Raw genomic sequence first — 15,120 nt, 5'->3', positions numbered from 1 at the left:
CTCACTTCACGAAGATGGACATGGCCCGGCCGCAGTGTGCGGACCGGACCGAGCCGAGGGAGCGTAACGGATACGCCCCCAGCGTCGCGGGGGGCGTATCGATGTCGGACTGTCAGCGCAGCGCGCCGGCGAGTTCGCGCAGCTCGTTGTCCCGGGCGTCACCGACGACGAGCACCGTGCGGGCCGGTTCCAGCAGCACCAGCGCCTGCTGGTTCCCCCGGGCCGTGTAGCGCTGCCAGGTGCGCCCGGCCAGCTCCGTCGGGCCCTGCGGCTGACTCTGGTCGGTCAGCTCGGCGGGGAGCAGTTTTTCCGCCGGCACGTTGCTCTGCAGCAGCTGGACACCCCGCCCCTCCGGCGTGAGGTAGCCGATCCGCAGGTTCGCGCCGCCCTCGACGGTCTGGTAGCGGGCGCTGACCGTACGCCAGCCGGAGCCGAGCCCCTGCGGCTCGCTGACCGGGAAGGTGTTCGCCGACCGCGCCTGCTCGATCGCCGGGGCCGCATCGACAGTGGTGGCCTGATCGCCGCCGAGGAAACCCCGGTAGAACGCCAGCAGCAGCGCGATCGGGATCAGCAGCACCAGCAGCGAGATCGCCATGTCCTTGGGCGACCGCTCGGCCTTGGTCGCCGCCGCGGCCACCCGTGGCGGCGGCGCGGACCGCTCACCGGTCCCCGTGGCGTCGCCGGGCCCACCGGCGGCCGCACCCGGCCGGGCGACCGAAGGCCGCGGCGACGGGTCCGGCGACGGCTCACCAGCAGCCGGCGCCCGCTCACCGGCGACGAGGGCCGGCTCGTCGGCAGCCGGAGACGACTCACCGGCGACGAGGGCCGGCTCGCCGGTACCCGGCGTCGTCGGCCCGGTCGCGGCGGGCTCGGCGCCGGCGGGTTGGTCGACCGGCGGCTGGCCACCGGGCGGCGTGCGGTCGGCGGGTACGCGGTCGGCAGGCTGTGCGGGTTCCACCCTGCTATCTTCGCAGCCGCCCGACCGGCGGTATCCGGCCCATCACCGCCCCGCGCCGACGCCCGGTCGGCCATCGTGTGAGGATCAGCGACAAAGCCGGCGCGGGACCGCTCCGCCGCCGGCCGTCCCCGCACCGTCGCGAGGAGGAGCAGCCGTCATGACGAACACCAGGACGCGGATCCCACAGGATCTCGACCGTAACCTGGCCCTCGACCTGGTCCGGGTCACCGAGGCCGCGGCGATGGCAGCCGGCCGCTGGGTCGGCCGGGGCGACAAGGAGGGCGGCGACGGCGCCGCCGTCGACGCCATGCGCAAGCTGATCAACTCCATCCAGATGCGCGGCGTCGTGGTGATCGGCGAGGGCGAGAAGGACAACGCCCCGATGCTCTTCAACGGCGAACACGTCGGCGACGGCACCGGCCCCGAGGTGGACGTCGCGGTCGACCCGGTCGACGGCACCACCCTGATGAGCAAGGGCATGCCGAACGCGGTGGCGGTGCTCGCCGTCTCCGAGCGGGGCGCCATGTTCGACCCGAGCGCGGTCTTCTACATGGAGAAGCTCGCCGTCGGTCCCGCGTACGCGGATGTGATCGACATCAACGCCGGGGTCGCCGAGAACGTGCGCCGGATCGCCAAGGTCAAGGGCACCGATGTGTCCGAGGTGACGGTCTGCGTGCTCGACCGCAGCCGCCACGACGACCTGGTCAGCCAGATCCGCCGGACCGGGGCGGGCATCCGGTTCATCTCCGACGGCGACATCGCCGGCTCCATCGCGGCGGCCCGCGGCGAGTCGGACGTCGACGTGCTGATGGGCATCGGCGGCACCCCCGAGGGCATCATCTCGGCCTGCGCGCTGAAGTGCATGGGCGGGGCGATGCAGGCCAAGCTGTGGCCGCGCGACGACGAGGAGCGGGAGAAGGCACTCGCCGCCGGGCACGACCTGGACCGGGTGCTCGGCACCGACGATCTGGTGACCGGGGACAACTGCTTCTTCGTGGCGACCGGGGTCACCTCCGGGGACCTGCTGCGCGGGGTGCGGTACCGGGCCGGCGGCGCGTACACCCAGTCGATCGTGATGCGCTCCAAGAGCGGCACCATCCGGGTGATCGACTCGTACCACCGGCTGGAGAAGCTGGCGCTCTACTCCGCTGTCGACTTCGACGGTCGTCCGCTGGCCGAGCAGGAGTGATCGCCACCGACGCCGCGACGCCGCAGGCCCTCTCCGCGACCCGCCGGATCGCCGGTGTCGCGTTGGCGTCGTTCTCCGGAGTCGCGGTGGCGGTGCAGTCCCGGATCAACGGCGAGCTGGGCGTACGCCTGGCCGACGGGTTCGCCGCCGCGGTGGTCTCGTTCGGGCTGGGTCTGGTGGTGCTGCTGGTGCTGGTGCCCGCCACCCCCGGCGGGCGACGGGGGCTGGTCGCGCTGCGTCGTGCCCTCGCGGCGGGCGCGCTGCGACCGTGGCAGTGCCTGGGCGGGATGTGCGGCGCGTTCCTGGTGGCCTCCCAGGGCCTCACCATCGGCACGTTGGGCGTGGCGGTCTTCACCGTGGCCGTGGTCGCCGGCCAGTCCGGCAGCAGCCTCGCCGTGGACCGCGCCGGCATCGGGCCGACCGGCCGGCAGCCGGTCACCCGGCAACGGCTGGCCGGCGCGGTCCTCACCGTGCTGGCGGTCGGCCTGGCGGTCGGCGACCGGCTCAGTGCTCCGGGCGCGCTGGCGCTGGCCCTCCTGCCCCTGGTCGCCGGGGTGGGCACGGCCTGGCAGCAGGCGGTCAACGGGCGGGTCCGGGCGGCTGCCGGCAGCGCGTTGACCGCCACGCTCGTCAACTTCGCCGTCGGCACGGCCACCCTGCTCGTCGCGTTCGCGATCGACGTCGCCGTACGAGGGTGGCCGACCGGCCACCTGCCGAGCGAGCCGTGGCTCTACCTGGGCGGCCCGATCGGCATCGTGTTCATCGCCATCGCCGCAGCGATCGTGCGGTTCACCGGTGTGCTGCTGCTCGGCCTGGCCACCATCGCCGGCCAGATCGTGGGGGCGGTCCTGCTGGACCTGGTGCTGCCCACGGCGGCCTCACACCCTGGTGTGAACACCCTGCTCGGGGCCGCGCTGACCATGGTGGCCGTGCTGATCGCCGCGCTGGCACCACCGGCCCGCCGCTGACCGTCAGCGCAGCGGCACTCGCGGCGGCAGGGGTTGGTACGGCGGGTAGGGCGGCGTGTCGCGCCGGTTCTCCTCGCGGGTCGGGTCGGCCAGGCTGGCGAGCCGGACGGCCAGCAGCAGTCCCGGCACGGTGGCCAGCAGGGCCAGCGGGACCGCGACCCAGGCCTGTTCCGGGGTCCCGTTGAGCCAGCCGACCATCGGCAGCCCGGCCAGGACCATCGTGAGCAGGAAGCTGCCCACGGTCCACAGCACCCAACGACCTGGTGCGGGGCCGAGCCACGGTACGAGCAGCAGCACCGCCACCGCCACCGCGCCCAATGGCACGACGACCAGCACGGTGACCACGCCGGTGCCGTCGACCTGGGACCAGGAAGCGTTCAACACGAGCCCGGCCAGCAGGAGCGTGAGGGCCCCGGCGATCCCCCAACCGCGACCGCCGCCACCACGTCGGATCGCCAGATGACCGGCGACCACGGTGACCGCGCAGCCGAGCAGCAACGCGAGCGCGAGCGCGAGCCACACGTCGATCGCGCGCTGGACCCGCCCGCCGTCGTACACGTCGGGCAGTTCGGGCGTGTCAGCCATGTACGACTGGAGGCTGAGAAAGCCCTCGCGCCGCCACCCGCCGTCCGACAGGCGGCGTACGAATCCGTCCCGGCCGTTGGCGACCAGCACCTCGTGGCCGCCCCCGGCGTGCGGGTAGACGACGAGTTCGCGAGATGAGAAGTGCCGGCGAAAGTCACCCGGGTCGTCGTACCGGCGGGCCAACTCGTCACGCCGGGCGTCCGCCACCTCCCAGGCAACCTGCCAGGTCATGCCGGCGTCGTCGCTCTGCTCCACCCGCAGGTGCCCGGCGGCCACCCGGTAGCAGCGTCGCGGGTCGTCCGGCGCACACGCCTGCTGGCGCGGGGAGTCCAGACCGTCCAGCCGGGCCTCCTCGTTGTCGGTGGACTCTCGCCAGGTGGTCGCGCCGTCCTCGCTGACCCGCCAACGGCCGTCGGCCGGCTTGTCCGGCATGTACGGATCCTGAAAGCCGGAGCCGATCGAGATCGCCGGGCGGCCGTCGAGCGTCGTGGTGCCGAGCGCGTACGGGTAGTGGACAGCGCTGGTGGCGGCCACCGCCAGCACCGCCGGCGGCAGCACGACCAGCAGCCGCACCAGCCGGGCCGCGCGCTGACGCACCGGTCGCCGCCGGGCCCGGGTCCAACTCCACCCGGCCAGGCCGAGCGCCGGCAGGGTGAGCAGATCGGTCCAGTCGGCTCGTACCAGTGACGGCCCGGCCAGCGCGGTCCAGGCCGAGGAGGCCAGCTCAGCGGCGTACCCACTGGATTTCACCAGCGCGAACCCGGCGCCCACCGCGACCAGGCCGACCAGCGCGGCCGCCCGGGCCGGCAGGCGCGGCGCGAGCAGCGTGAGCAGCACCGCCACCAGCGGCGGCGCGAGCACCAGACCCGCGACGTCACTCAGCTTGCCGGTGAGCAGGCCGGGAAACGCCGCCTTCAGCATGCGGTCGTTGACCACCAGCACCACCAGGGCCACCACGGTGGCCGGGTGGCAGAGCCACGACAGTGTCGTGGGAGCGCCGTCACGCGATGTCTCGGGCCCCGTCATCCCCTCAGGATCGGCCCGGCGCGTCTCGGTCCGGACACGCGGCGGTGTGTGTCCGATACCGACGGTCAGCCGGCGTCGGAGGAGTGCCCGGGGAACAGGTGGGCGGCCGGGTCGATGGCCACCGCCGCGTTGTTGACCGCCGTCGCGGCCTCGCCGAAGCCGGTGGCGATGAGCCGCACCTTGCCCGGGTACTCGGTGATGTCGCCGGCCGCGAAGACCCGGGGCAGGTTCGTCGCCATGGCGCTGTCCACCAGGATGTGCCGGCGGTCCAGCTGGAGGCCCCATTCGGCGAGCGGGCCCAGGTCGGCGGTGAAGCCGAGAGCGGCGACGACAGTGTCCACCGGAAGGGTCTCGGCCGCGCCGCCGCGTACGGTCACCTCGGCGCCGGTCACCGTGGCATCGCCGATCAGGCGGGTGACCTCGGCGTTGACCACCACCCGCACCGGCAGCGACAACACCCGGGCGACAGTCGAGGCGTGCGCCCGGAACTTCTCCCGCCGGTGCACCAGCGTCACCGAGCGGGCCAGCGGTTGCAGGGCCAGCGCCCAGTCGAAGGCCGAGTCGCCGCCGCCGACGATGAGCACGTCCCGGTCGGTCAGCTCGGCCGGGTCGGTGACGAAGTAGACGATGCCGGCACCGGGAGCGCCGTCGGCGCAGGGCAGCGGCCGTGGGCTGAAGCTGCCGAGCCCGCCGGTGACCACTACCGCGCCGCAGGCGAGCTGCTCGCCGCCGGCCAGGCCGAGCACGGGCCGGTCATCGGCGTACGACAGCTTCTCGGCCCTCGTGCCGAGCAGGTACTGCGGGCCGAACGGCGCCGCCTGGGCGACCAGGTTGGCGACCAGGTCGCGGCCCTTCACGGCGGGAAAGCCGGCCACGTCGAGGATCAACTTCTCCGGATACATGGCGGTGACCTGGCCGCCCGGCTCCGGAAGCGCGTCGATCACCGCCACGGACAACCCTCGGAACCCGGCGTAGTACGCGGCGAAGAGGCCGGCTGGACCGGCCCCGATCACGGCGACATCGACCTCGCGCATGGCGTACCGTCGCTTTCCGCTCACGGATCAACGCGTGCTGATCTCGACGGTAGGCGGGGCACAGCGGTCGGGCAAGCATGTCCCAGGGGCGTGCCGAGGAGCAGGTCAGGGCAGGCTGAGGGGGGAGCCCGAGTAGTCCGGGCCGTCCACGGCCGGGCGGCGACGGCGGAACAGGATCGCCGCCACCACGCCGCCGAGCAGCCCAAACAGGTGGCCCTGCCAGGAGATCCGCTCGTCGGTGGGGAGGATGCCGACCAGTTGCCAGCCGTAGAGCAGACCGACGAGCAGGAAGACGGCGAAGTTCCACCAACTGCGTTCGACGATGCCCCGGGTGAGCAGGATGCCCAGGTAACCGAAGATCACCCCGCTGGCGCCGACCACCACCGAGTTGGGCGAGCCGGTGAACCAGACCCCGAGCCCGCTGACCAGGATGATGATCAGGGTCGACCAGAGGAACCGGCGGGCGCCCGCGGCCAGCACGAAGGTGCCCAACAGGATCAGCGGGATGCTGTTGCTGTAGAGGTGGTCGAAGCCGTGATGCAGGAACGGCGAGAAGAAGACGCCGTCCAGGCCGTCGATGCGGTGCGGGATGATGCCGGCCGTCGCGTCCAGGCCGAACGCGAGCCCCTGGTCGACGGCCTCGATGAGGAAGAGGAACGGGACCACCGCGCACATGGCGACGAAGGCCCGGCCGAGCGCGGCGTAGAACGCCTCGGTGCCGAACCGGTAGGGGTCGCCGCTTGGCGGCTGCAGGCTCACCCCCCAACTGCTATCAGCAAAAGGGGCCGGCCGCCACTCGCGTCCCGCTCGCCTGCCTGTCGTACGCGCGACGGCGGGGCGGGTGGTCGCCCACCCGCCCCGCCGTTCGACGACGTCAGTAGTTGCCGTTGTTCTGGAAGTTGCTCCAGGCGCCACAGGGCGTCTTGTACCGGCCCTTGATGTAGCCCAGCCCCCACTTGATCTGGGTGGCCGGGTTCGTCCGCCAGTCGTCGGCGATCGAGCCCATCTTGCTGCCCGGCAACGACTGCGGGATGCCGTACGCGCCGGAGGAGGAGTTGCTGGCCTTGTGGTTCCAGCCGCTCTCCTTGGTCCAGAGCTTCTCCAGGCAGGGGAACTCGGCGATGCCGAAGCCCGCTTCGAGCATCAGCGCGCAGCCGATCTTGCGGTTGCCGCTGTACTCGGCGCAGGACGCCGGAATCGGCCCCTCGTACGGCTTGGTGACCTCCTTGGCGGCGGCCTCGCGCTCACGCTTGCGCGACGCCGCGGCGGCCTCGGCGCGGCGGGCCCGCTCGGCGGCCTCCTTGGCGGCCTCCGCCGCCCGCAGCTTGGCCTGGTACTCGGCGGCCCGCTGCCGGGCGAACGCGATCTGGTGGCTGGCCTGGCGCTCGCGCTGGTAGGCGAAGTCGATCCGATCGACCTCGACGCTCTCCTGCGCGGTCAGACCCTGTTGCTGGGTTTCCCGGTCTTGGCCCAGATAGAAGCCACCGGCCACGCCCACGGAGAGCAGCGCGACAGCGGCCGTACGGGCGCCCAACCGGCTCCACAGCCGACTCACGAAGTGGTCCCTTCGTTGGGGGCAAGGACACGACGCGGCGCCAGGCCAGGTGGGCCCTCAGCCGTGCCGTGAGCGCCCCGACCGGTGAGCCGGTCGCGCCGACGCACCGACCGTCACCGATGCCGTCCAGAGCCTGGACGAACGATCACCAACGATGCCTGTGGTGCGTGGGCGCTCGTGGGACACGATCGCGCACAGTGAGGCTGATGGGAAACCAACCGGCCTGTTTGTGATCTGCACCACACAGAAAATCTGGACGAAAGCCTACAAAACCCCCATCACAGTGGGATGTCCTCCAAGAGGTCGGTCACCATCGCGGCGATCGGCGACCGCTCCGACCGGCTGAGCGTGACATGGGCGAAGAGGGGATGGCCCTTCAACGCCTCGATCACCGCGGTCACGCCGTCATGTCGGCCGACCCGCAGATTGTCCCGCTGGGCGACGTCGTGGGTGAGCACCACCCGGGAGCCCTGCCCGATCCGGGAGAGCACGGTCAGCAGCACGCCACGCTCCAGCGACTGGGCCTCGTCCACGATCACGAAGGCGTCGTGCAGGCTGCGCCCCCGGATGTGGGTCAGCGGCAGCACCTCCAGGATGCCCCGCGAGGTGACCTCCTCCAGCACGTTCTCGTGCACCACCGCGCCGAGCGTGTCGAAGACCGCCTGGGCCCACGGCGACATCTTCTCCGACTCCGACCCGGGCAGGTAGCCCAGCTCCTGGCCGCCGACGGCGTACAGCGGGCGGAAGACGATCACCTTCTTGTGCCGGCGGCGCTCCATCACCGCCTCCAGCCCGGCGCAGAGCGCCAACGCCGACTTGCCGGTGCCGGCCCGCCCACCCAGCGAGACGATCCCGATCGTCTCGTCGAGCAGCAGGTCGAGGGCGACGCGCTGCTCGGCCGAGCGGCCGTGCAGGCCGAACGCCTCCCGGTCGCCCCGGACCAACCGGACGGACTTGTCCGGCAGCACCCGGCCCAACGCGGAGCCGCGCGTCGAGTGCAGCACCAGGCCGGTGTGGCAGGGCAGACCCGCCGCCTCGTCGACGTCGAGCGTGTCGCCGGCGTACAGCGCGGAGATCTGCTCCTCGCCCAACTCCAGCTCGGACATGCCGGTCCAGGTCGGGTCGCTGGCCTGGCCGTGGCGGTACTCGTCGGCGCGCAGACCCACCGAGGCGGCCTTGACCCGCAGCGGCATGTCCTTGCTGACCAGGGTGACGTCCCGGCCCTCGGCGGCGAGGTTGAGCGCCACGGAGAGGATCCGGGCGTCGTTGCTCTCGGTGCGGAACCCGGGGGGCAGCACGCCGTCGTCGGTGTGGTTCAACTCCACCCGCAGCGTGCCACCGGCGTCGTTGGCGGGCACGGGCGTGTCCAGCCGGCCGTGCTGGATCCGCAGCTCGTCGAGCATGCGCAGCGACTGCCGGGCGAACCAGCCCAGCTCCGGGTGGTGCCGCTTGCCCTCCAGCTCGGTGATGACCACCAGCGGCAGCACCACCTCGTGCTCGGCGAATCGGTGGAACGCCGCCGGGTCGGACAACAGCACGGACGTGTCCAGAACGAAAGCCTGGCCCGCTGGTCGCGGCTCCTTGGGGTCAGCCGGCGCGGTTGCCGCGCTACGGCGGCTCCGGGGGGCGCGGCGGGTCGTGGCAGTCGCGGCCGGGATCTGGTCGGCACCGGCGGTGGTACGGCGAGTCGTCACAGGCCTGCTCCGACGGATGGGCACCCGGCCACCCGTGTTCCGCCTCGTCCGGTGCCCGGGGACACGGGGTCGGATGCGGAACCCCGTGCGCGAGGTCGCAGATCCGGGCGGACCGGCTGGCTCGGGAGAACCCCGTGCCATGCCTAGACGCTAGCGGCGGCGGACCGTCCCGGCTAGTGCCGTGATCGTGGATCTCCGGAGACAGCCCTGTGAACACCGCGCCGCCAGGTCGACAGCGGGGCGCGGCGAGCCGGCCGGGATGCATGCCCCCTGCGCGCATCCCGGCCGGCCGGGGCCACCGTCACCGGTCTGACGTGGCCCCGACGGTGCGTGTCCGCCGCGGACGACGCACCGCGCTTTTCGGCACCGGTCGGCGGGACCGCCCGGGGCGGCCCGCCGGCCGGCTCAGCCGGTCCGTCGAACGAGCGTGCCGGTCGGGTGCCGCCCCGTGATGGGGGCGGCCGGCGCCGTGAACGACGAGCCGGTGTACGTGGTGCCGGGGCGGGCCACCGTGCCGGCGGAGCGGACGGCCCCCGCCGAGGAGACCGACAGGGCGGAGGCGATCGCCGCCTGGGCGTCGCGTCGGCGCCGGTTCCAGGCGCCCCGGTCACCGTCGAAGTAGCCCTGTCGATAGCCGAAGCGGTAGCCGATGCGGTAGCTGAGCTGCCCGTGCAGCCGACCAGCCGCGTAGCTGGTGGCACCGAGCACCAGGACGAGGAAGACCACGAGGAACGGGCTCATCGGGCGGCCCCGGCCCGGCCCGGACGCCGCGTCATCGTTCCTCCGGCTCGGCCGCTGTGGGGTCGGCGGTGGGATCCGCGACCAGCAGCCGGTCCAGGTCGTCGGTGCTGACCTCCTCGACCAGTTCGACGCTGATCCGGCAGCCGTCCAGCACGACCTCGGCGACGGAGGAGCGGCGAATCTCCCCGCCGGCGTCGTAGACACGGACGCTCAACTCGGGGCAGCCGAGGTGGGTACGCCAGGCGTTCCACTCGGTGCGGTCGCCCACGCTCAGCGACAGGTATCGGCAGCCTCGGGCGAGATAGAGGCGCCACGGGGCACTCAGCCCCGCGGCCACTCCCTCGGCGATCAGCCCGAAGGCCTGGGCTCGGGTGGCGAGCTCGGTCACCACACCCCCTCGGCACCGGGGGCGTGACGCATGTGAGCACCAGTCGTCTCATGCACGTGACACACCGTAGATTGTCCCATGAGCGTGACAGTATCAGCTTTTCGTCCTCTTACATTCGCCACTACGGGCATCTATTCTGCCCGGGTGACACCCCTCCAGAGCGGCGCTGGATCGTTTACCACGAATCCGAGAGAGCCGTCACGTCAGCGTGACAGCAGCGTGCCTGGGCGTACGCCCGAACCAGGCTGGTCGTACCGTCACGGGGTGACCGAGACGGCCAATGCGCGAAAGATCGCCTTCGCCACCTTCGTCCGGCGTGCCCTCGACGAGGCGCGGGCGACGCGGGCCTGGAGCGGCACCGAGGTGTCCCGACGTACCGGCGTCTCCCGGCAGACCATCAACCGGTGGGTCCGTGGAGACTGGGCCAGCGACCCCGAGGCCGAACGCGTCGTCGCCTTCTGCGAGGGCCTGGGCCTGAACCCCGCCGCCGCCTTCGCCGCGCTCGGCTGGGACCGCACCGCGACCGGCCCGCGCGCCGGCCAGCCGGCCCCACCGATGGACCCGGACGTGGAGGCTCTGCTGCGCCGCCTCGTCGACCCGAACGTGTCGGACGCGGAGAAGTTCCACATCCGCGAAACCATCAGATATCTCGCATACCGCCCAACGTTGCCGGTCGATGTCCGAAATAGAGGCAATCAGGCAGGCTAGTTCCTCAGATGGCGAAAGAACGCCTGGTCAGGTTCATTCGTTTCGCTCCGGGGTCGGAACGGGCACGCTAGCGTCCGTACTCGTACTGCTTGGGCTCGTCATCGGCGGGGGGACGGGACAAGGCCGAACCCAGCCCTGCGGGACATAAGGAGGGGTCTGTCCATGACCCTGAAGTGGTGGGCAGTCGTGGTCGCCACGGTGTCGATGACACTGTGGGCGACCGGCAACGTGGTGACCCTCGCGGTCAACGGTGGGCAGCTGCCGCTGCCCGTCAACCTTCTCGCCCTCATCAGCGCCGGCACGGCGGTCATCCTGGCCGTCGTCGCGGAGCTGCACGAGCGGCTCAACGACCGGATCAGCGCACTCACCGAGTTCCTGGTGGCACGACTCAACGAGATCGAGACCCGCACCGGGGACCGCAACACCGGCTTCGTGGAGGGCTACCTGCTCAGCCACGGGCAGGACGCTGCGGTGGTGCCATTCGGACGCCGCGGACGGGGAGCCGCCGAACGCTGATCGCGCGCCGCCGAGCGGTGGTGCTCGGCCAGGAATGAGCCCTCAACGCCGGGGTACGCTGACGCGCGTGCCACCGTTGAATCTGGGCAACCACCAGCCGAGGACCCCGTTGGACGCCGATCAGGCATGGCAGTTCACTGCCGGCCGGGCGGCGGGGACCGTGCTCTTCTTCGACTTCGACGGCACACTCGCGCCCGTCGACGACGACCCGACGGCGGTCCGCCCCGCACCCAACGCCCTCGCCGCGATCGAGGCGCTGGCCCCGATGGTGCAGCGGATCGCGATCGTCTCCGCGCGGCCCGTGGAGTTCCTCCGGGACCGCCTCGGCGAGCTGAGCGGCGTCGACCTCTACGGTCTCTACGGGCTGGAGCACAGCCACTCCGGTGGCGAGACCGTCACCGAGCCCACCGCCCTGCCGTGGGTGCCGACCATGGCCGAGCTGGCCGACCTGGCCCGGGCGGAACTGCCACCCGGCACGCTCGTCGAGTTCAAGCGGCTCTCGGTCGCGCTGCACTGGCGTACGGCGCCGCAGCTCGGCGCGACCGTGCAGCAGTGGGGTCAGGCGCAGGCCGACCGGCTGGGGCTCCGGGTGCAGGCCGGGCGGATGGTGCTGGAGCTCAAGCCGCCCGTCGACCGGGACAAGGGAATGGTGATCGGCGAGGTGGTCCAGGGCGCCACCGGCGCCTGGTACTTCGGCGACGACGTCTCGGACATCAAGGCGTTCGCGGCGCTACGTGCCCGCGCCGAGGCGGACCCGGACTTCTTCGGCGTCTGCGTGGCCGTGGCCAACCCGGAGACCGGTCAGGAGGTGGCCAACGCCGCCGACCTGACCATCGAGTCACCGGCCGCACTGGGTGACTTCCTCACCCGGGCCCTGACCCGGCTGCCCTGACCGGGCTCGCCTCCGCCCGCAGCAGGGCTCAGGCGCCGTACCGGCGCTGGCGGGTGGCGTACGAGCGCAGCGCGCGCAGGAAGTCGATGTGCCGGAAATCCGGCCAGTTGAGCTCGCAGAAGTAGAACTCCGAGTGCGCGGACTGCCAGAGCATGAAACCGGACAGCCGCTGCTCCCCGCTGGTGCGGATGACCAGGTCGGGATCGGGCTGGCCGCGGGTGTAGAGGTGCTCGGCGATGTGCTCGACGTCCAGCACCTCGGCCAGCTCCTCGATCGTGCCGCCCGAGGCGGCGTGCTCCAGCAGCAGCGAACGGACCGCGTCGGTGATCTCCCGTCGGCCGCCGTAGCCGACGGCGATGTTGACCTCCGCGCCGCCGCTGCGGTCCCGGGTGCGCTCCTCGGCGCCCTTGAGCGCCGCCGCCGTCTGGGCGGGCAGCAGATCAAGCGCGCCGACGATACGCAGCCGCCAGGGGTTGCCCTCCTCGGCCAGCTCCACCACCAGGTCCTCGATGATCTGCAGCAGCGGGTCCAACTCGCTGGCGGGACGGCGCAGATTGTCGGTGGCCAGCAGATAGAGGGTCACGTGCCCGATGCCGGCCTGGTCGCACCAACCGAGGACATGCTTGATCTTCGCCGCGCCGACCCGGTGCCCGTCGTTGGGGTCGACGAAGCCCATCTCCCTCGCCCACCGGCGGTTGCCGTCGCACATCACCCCGACGTGTCGGGGCACCGGCTTGCCCGCGAGCTTCGCCGTGAGCCGGCGCTCGTACACGGAGTAGATAAGGTTCCGCAGCGTCATCACCTAGCAGCGTAGCGACCCGCCAGCGGGATCACCCCTTCGGAGGCCGATCCCCGCCGGACAGTTCGATGCCGATCATGCCCAGCGTACGGGCGGTGAGCCGCCCGTCGCCCAGCCCCAGCTCGACCACATCGTCGAACACACGGTCGTCCCGGCGGGCCGCCCGGACCGCCGCGTCGACCACCCGCCGCCGTCGTGCCAGCCACGCGGCGACCGAGCTGTGCCGCAGGTGGGTGCCGAGGCGACGACGCAGACCGAGGGCGTAGCGCCGCGCCGCCGCCTCGGGCGCACGGGCCGCCGCGGCGCCGGCCAGCGCACCGGAGAGCAGCGCGTAGAAGATGCCCTCCCCGGTGAACGGGTTGATCAGCGACAGGGCGTCACCGGCCAGCAGGGTGCGGTCCCGGCCCGGTGCCGGCCGGTGCGTGGACAGCGGCAGGTGGTGGGCGCGCAGCGCGGTCACCGTCGACAGGTCCGTGCCGGGCAGCAGCGCGGCCAGCCGGTCCAGCAGGTACGCCCGGCTCAGAGGCTCGACGCGCAGCACCTCCCCGTACCCGACGTTCGCCCGCCCGTCGCCGATCGGGAACGACCAGGCGTACGCCGGCCAGCGTGCCTTCGACGTGACGATGAGCTGCTCGGGTGGGCCGGGCAGCGCCGGGGCGTACCCCCGGATGGCCAGCGCCAGGTGCCGGTCGGGGTTCACCGGGTGGCCGAGTGCCCGGCGCACCACCGACCCGGCGCCGTCCGCACCCACCACCACCCGGCCGGACAGCTCCCCGTCGAGCACCACCCGGTCGGAGCGCGGCTGGACCCGCCGGACGTTGTGGCGGCGCAACTGCGCCCCGGCGGCCACCGCGGCCGCCACCAGCCGCGCGTCGAAGACCTCCCGAGGCACCGTGTACGCGGGCCGGGGCAGCGCCCGAGCGACCGCCTGGCCGCCCGGCGAGACCATCCGCAGCGCGGGCAGCGCGGCGTAGCCGGCCACCGCCTCGGTCACGCCCAGCTCGGCGAGCACGTCCACCGAGTGCGCGGCGATCCCGTCGCCGCAGGCCTTGTCCCGAGGGAAGTCCGCCCGGTCCAACAGCAACACACTGGCGCCCGCCCTGCGCGCCGTCAGCGCCGCAGCCGCCCCGGCCGGCCCCGCCCCCACCACCACCACGTCGAACTCGTCGCTCACCGTGCGCCTCCCTCCGACCGGGGCGGCGCGGCGCGTACCCGTCCCGCCCGGCGATCACCTGGGCCATCGACACCGGCCACGGTGACCGACATCACCCGCCATCCTGCCCCCTCGCGGCCCGCCCGCGCCGCTGCCGCACGGCCGCTGCACGGCCGCCGCACGGTCGGGCCGCCCCGAAGCCGAACGACCCCGCGAAGCCAACACCCCAAGCCCTCGACCCCACAACCGCGGACCGGCGGCCACCCCTCGCGCGCCCACCAACCGGCGGCCCGCAACGGGCGACGACGAAGCGGCGGCCCTAAAGCGGAGGCGCGGACCTGTGGACGCGCGGACCTGTGGACGCGCGGACCTGTGGACGCGCGGACCTGTGGACGCGCGGACCTGTGGACCTGTGGACGCGCGGACCTGTGGACGCGCGGACCTGTGGACGCGCGGACCTGTGGACGCGCGGACCTGTGGATCCGTGGATCCGGAGCGGCACCCTGGCCGCCTGCTGCGTTCCCTGTCGAGCTGCCCCGCTGGTGGGGCGGAGTGCCTCCGATGGCTCGACGTCAGGCATTGATCGACTCGGGATCGCCGATATCGGGGTGTCCAGGACTCCCGGTCACCCCGATATCGGGGATCCCGAGTCGATCATGGCCGGGAGCCGCGCCCGCAGCCCACCCAGGGCGCCAGTTCCCCCACTGCCGGAGCGCCATGCAGGGCCACGGAGCGCCGGCCCATATCCGGGGCAGCTCGACAGCACCCGCCAACCCCGCCAGCCGCAGGGCCAGCCCCACACCCGGCGCAGCACGACAACACCCGCCAACCCCGCCAGCCGCAGGGCCAGCCCCACACCCGGCGCAGCACGACAACACCCGCCAACCCCGCCAGCCGCAGGGCCAGCCCCACAC

The 15,120-nt window shown here is 72.7% G+C and carries 15 protein-coding genes; 5 read left to right on the top strand and 10 right to left on the bottom strand.

Going from position 1 to position 15,120, the window contains the following annotated elements; all coding sequences use genetic code 11:
• Positions 1-112: 112 nt before the first annotated feature.
• The gene (locus tag AB0B97_RS13990; protein WP_357493636.1) at positions 113-958 is read right to left on the bottom strand and encodes a DUF4245 domain-containing protein; all 846 of its coding nucleotides are present in this window, start codon (positions 956-958) and stop codon (positions 113-115) included.
• Between the two features lie 157 nt (positions 959-1,115).
• On the opposite strand from AB0B97_RS13990, the gene glpX reads away from it, so the two are divergent.
• Both glpX and AB0B97_RS13980 read left to right on the top strand, forming a co-directional pair.
• Positions 1,116-2,147, top strand: coding sequence for a class II fructose-bisphosphatase (gene glpX, locus AB0B97_RS13985; protein WP_234589139.1), 1,032 nt, complete (start codon positions 1,116-1,118; stop codon positions 2,145-2,147).
• Positions 2,144-3,115 (top strand): DMT family transporter, encoded by a 972-nt coding sequence (locus AB0B97_RS13980; RefSeq protein WP_234589137.1) that lies wholly within the window; start codon positions 2,144-2,146, stop codon positions 3,113-3,115. The genes glpX and AB0B97_RS13980 overlap by 4 nt, the downstream gene beginning before the upstream one ends.
• Positions 3,116-3,118: 3 nt before the next feature.
• Here the strand turns inward: AB0B97_RS13980 and AB0B97_RS13975 are convergent, their stop codons facing one another.
• The 7 genes from AB0B97_RS13975 to AB0B97_RS13945 all read right to left on the bottom strand — a co-directional run bounded on the left by AB0B97_RS13975 (position 3,119) and on the right by AB0B97_RS13945 (position 10,138).
• Entirely contained in the window at positions 3,119-4,726 is a 1,608-nt protein-coding gene (locus AB0B97_RS13975; protein WP_357493633.1) for a hypothetical protein, read from the bottom strand.
• Between the two features lie 65 nt (positions 4,727-4,791).
• Entirely contained in the window at positions 4,792-5,760 is a 969-nt protein-coding gene (locus tag AB0B97_RS13970) for an NAD(P)/FAD-dependent oxidoreductase (RefSeq protein ID WP_234589141.1), read from the bottom strand.
• 105 nt (positions 5,761-5,865) lie between these two features.
• Entirely contained in the window at positions 5,866-6,519 is a 654-nt protein-coding gene (locus AB0B97_RS13965; RefSeq protein ID WP_234589133.1) for a rhomboid family intramembrane serine protease, read from the bottom strand.
• Positions 6,520-6,634: 115 nt separating this feature from the next.
• Positions 6,635-7,315, bottom strand: coding sequence for a lytic transglycosylase domain-containing protein (locus tag AB0B97_RS13960; protein ID WP_357493630.1), 681 nt, complete (start codon positions 7,313-7,315; stop codon positions 6,635-6,637).
• Positions 7,316-7,593: 278 nt separating this feature from the next.
• Positions 7,594-9,009 (bottom strand): PhoH family protein, encoded by a 1,416-nt coding sequence (locus tag AB0B97_RS13955; protein ID WP_234589129.1) that lies wholly within the window; start codon positions 9,007-9,009, stop codon positions 7,594-7,596.
• 405 nt (positions 9,010-9,414) lie between these two features.
• Positions 9,415-9,750 carry a hypothetical protein gene (locus AB0B97_RS13950; RefSeq protein WP_007455629.1) on the bottom strand — a complete coding sequence of 112 codons (336 nt, stop codon included), beginning with the start codon at positions 9,748-9,750 and terminating at the stop codon, positions 9,415-9,417.
• 31 nt (positions 9,751-9,781) lie between these two features.
• The gene (locus tag AB0B97_RS13945) at positions 9,782-10,138 is read right to left on the bottom strand and encodes a hypothetical protein (protein WP_234589126.1); all 357 of its coding nucleotides are present in this window, start codon (positions 10,136-10,138) and stop codon (positions 9,782-9,784) included.
• A 264-nt stretch (positions 10,139-10,402) separates the two neighbouring features.
• On the opposite strand from AB0B97_RS13945, the gene AB0B97_RS13940 reads away from it, so the two are divergent.
• The 3 genes from AB0B97_RS13940 (at position 10,403) to otsB (ending at position 12,254) form a co-directional block, all read left to right on the top strand.
• Positions 10,403-10,846 (top strand): XRE family transcriptional regulator, encoded by a 444-nt coding sequence (locus tag AB0B97_RS13940; RefSeq protein WP_204943358.1) that lies wholly within the window; start codon positions 10,403-10,405, stop codon positions 10,844-10,846.
• A 162-nt stretch (positions 10,847-11,008) separates the two neighbouring features.
• Positions 11,009-11,362: a hypothetical protein gene (locus tag AB0B97_RS13935; protein ID WP_234589124.1), complete on the top strand. Its 354-nt coding sequence runs from the start codon at positions 11,009-11,011 to the stop codon at positions 11,360-11,362.
• Positions 11,363-11,429: 67 nt separating this feature from the next.
• Positions 11,430-12,254, top strand: coding sequence for a trehalose-phosphatase (otsB, locus tag AB0B97_RS13930; RefSeq protein WP_234589122.1), 825 nt, complete (start codon positions 11,430-11,432; stop codon positions 12,252-12,254).
• Positions 12,255-12,282: 28 nt separating this feature from the next.
• Here otsB and AB0B97_RS13925 read toward each other — a convergent pair whose 3' ends face one another.
• The gene (locus AB0B97_RS13925) at positions 12,283-13,053 is read right to left on the bottom strand and encodes an isoprenyl transferase (RefSeq protein ID WP_234589120.1); all 771 of its coding nucleotides are present in this window, start codon (positions 13,051-13,053) and stop codon (positions 12,283-12,285) included.
• A 31-nt stretch (positions 13,054-13,084) separates the two neighbouring features.
• On the bottom strand, positions 13,085-14,227 hold the full coding sequence (locus AB0B97_RS13920) for a geranylgeranyl reductase family protein (protein ID WP_357493626.1): 1,143 nt from the start codon (positions 14,225-14,227) through the stop codon (positions 13,085-13,087).
• Positions 14,228-15,120 lie beyond the last annotated feature (893 nt).

This window comes from Micromonospora sp. NPDC049004 (genome assembly GCF_040649315.1).
In the GTDB taxonomy this organism is placed as follows: domain Bacteria; phylum Actinomycetota; class Actinomycetes; order Mycobacteriales; family Micromonosporaceae; genus Micromonospora.
The sequence above is the reverse complement of the archived record's forward strand: the minus strand, read 5'-3'. Positions and strand labels throughout refer to the sequence as shown.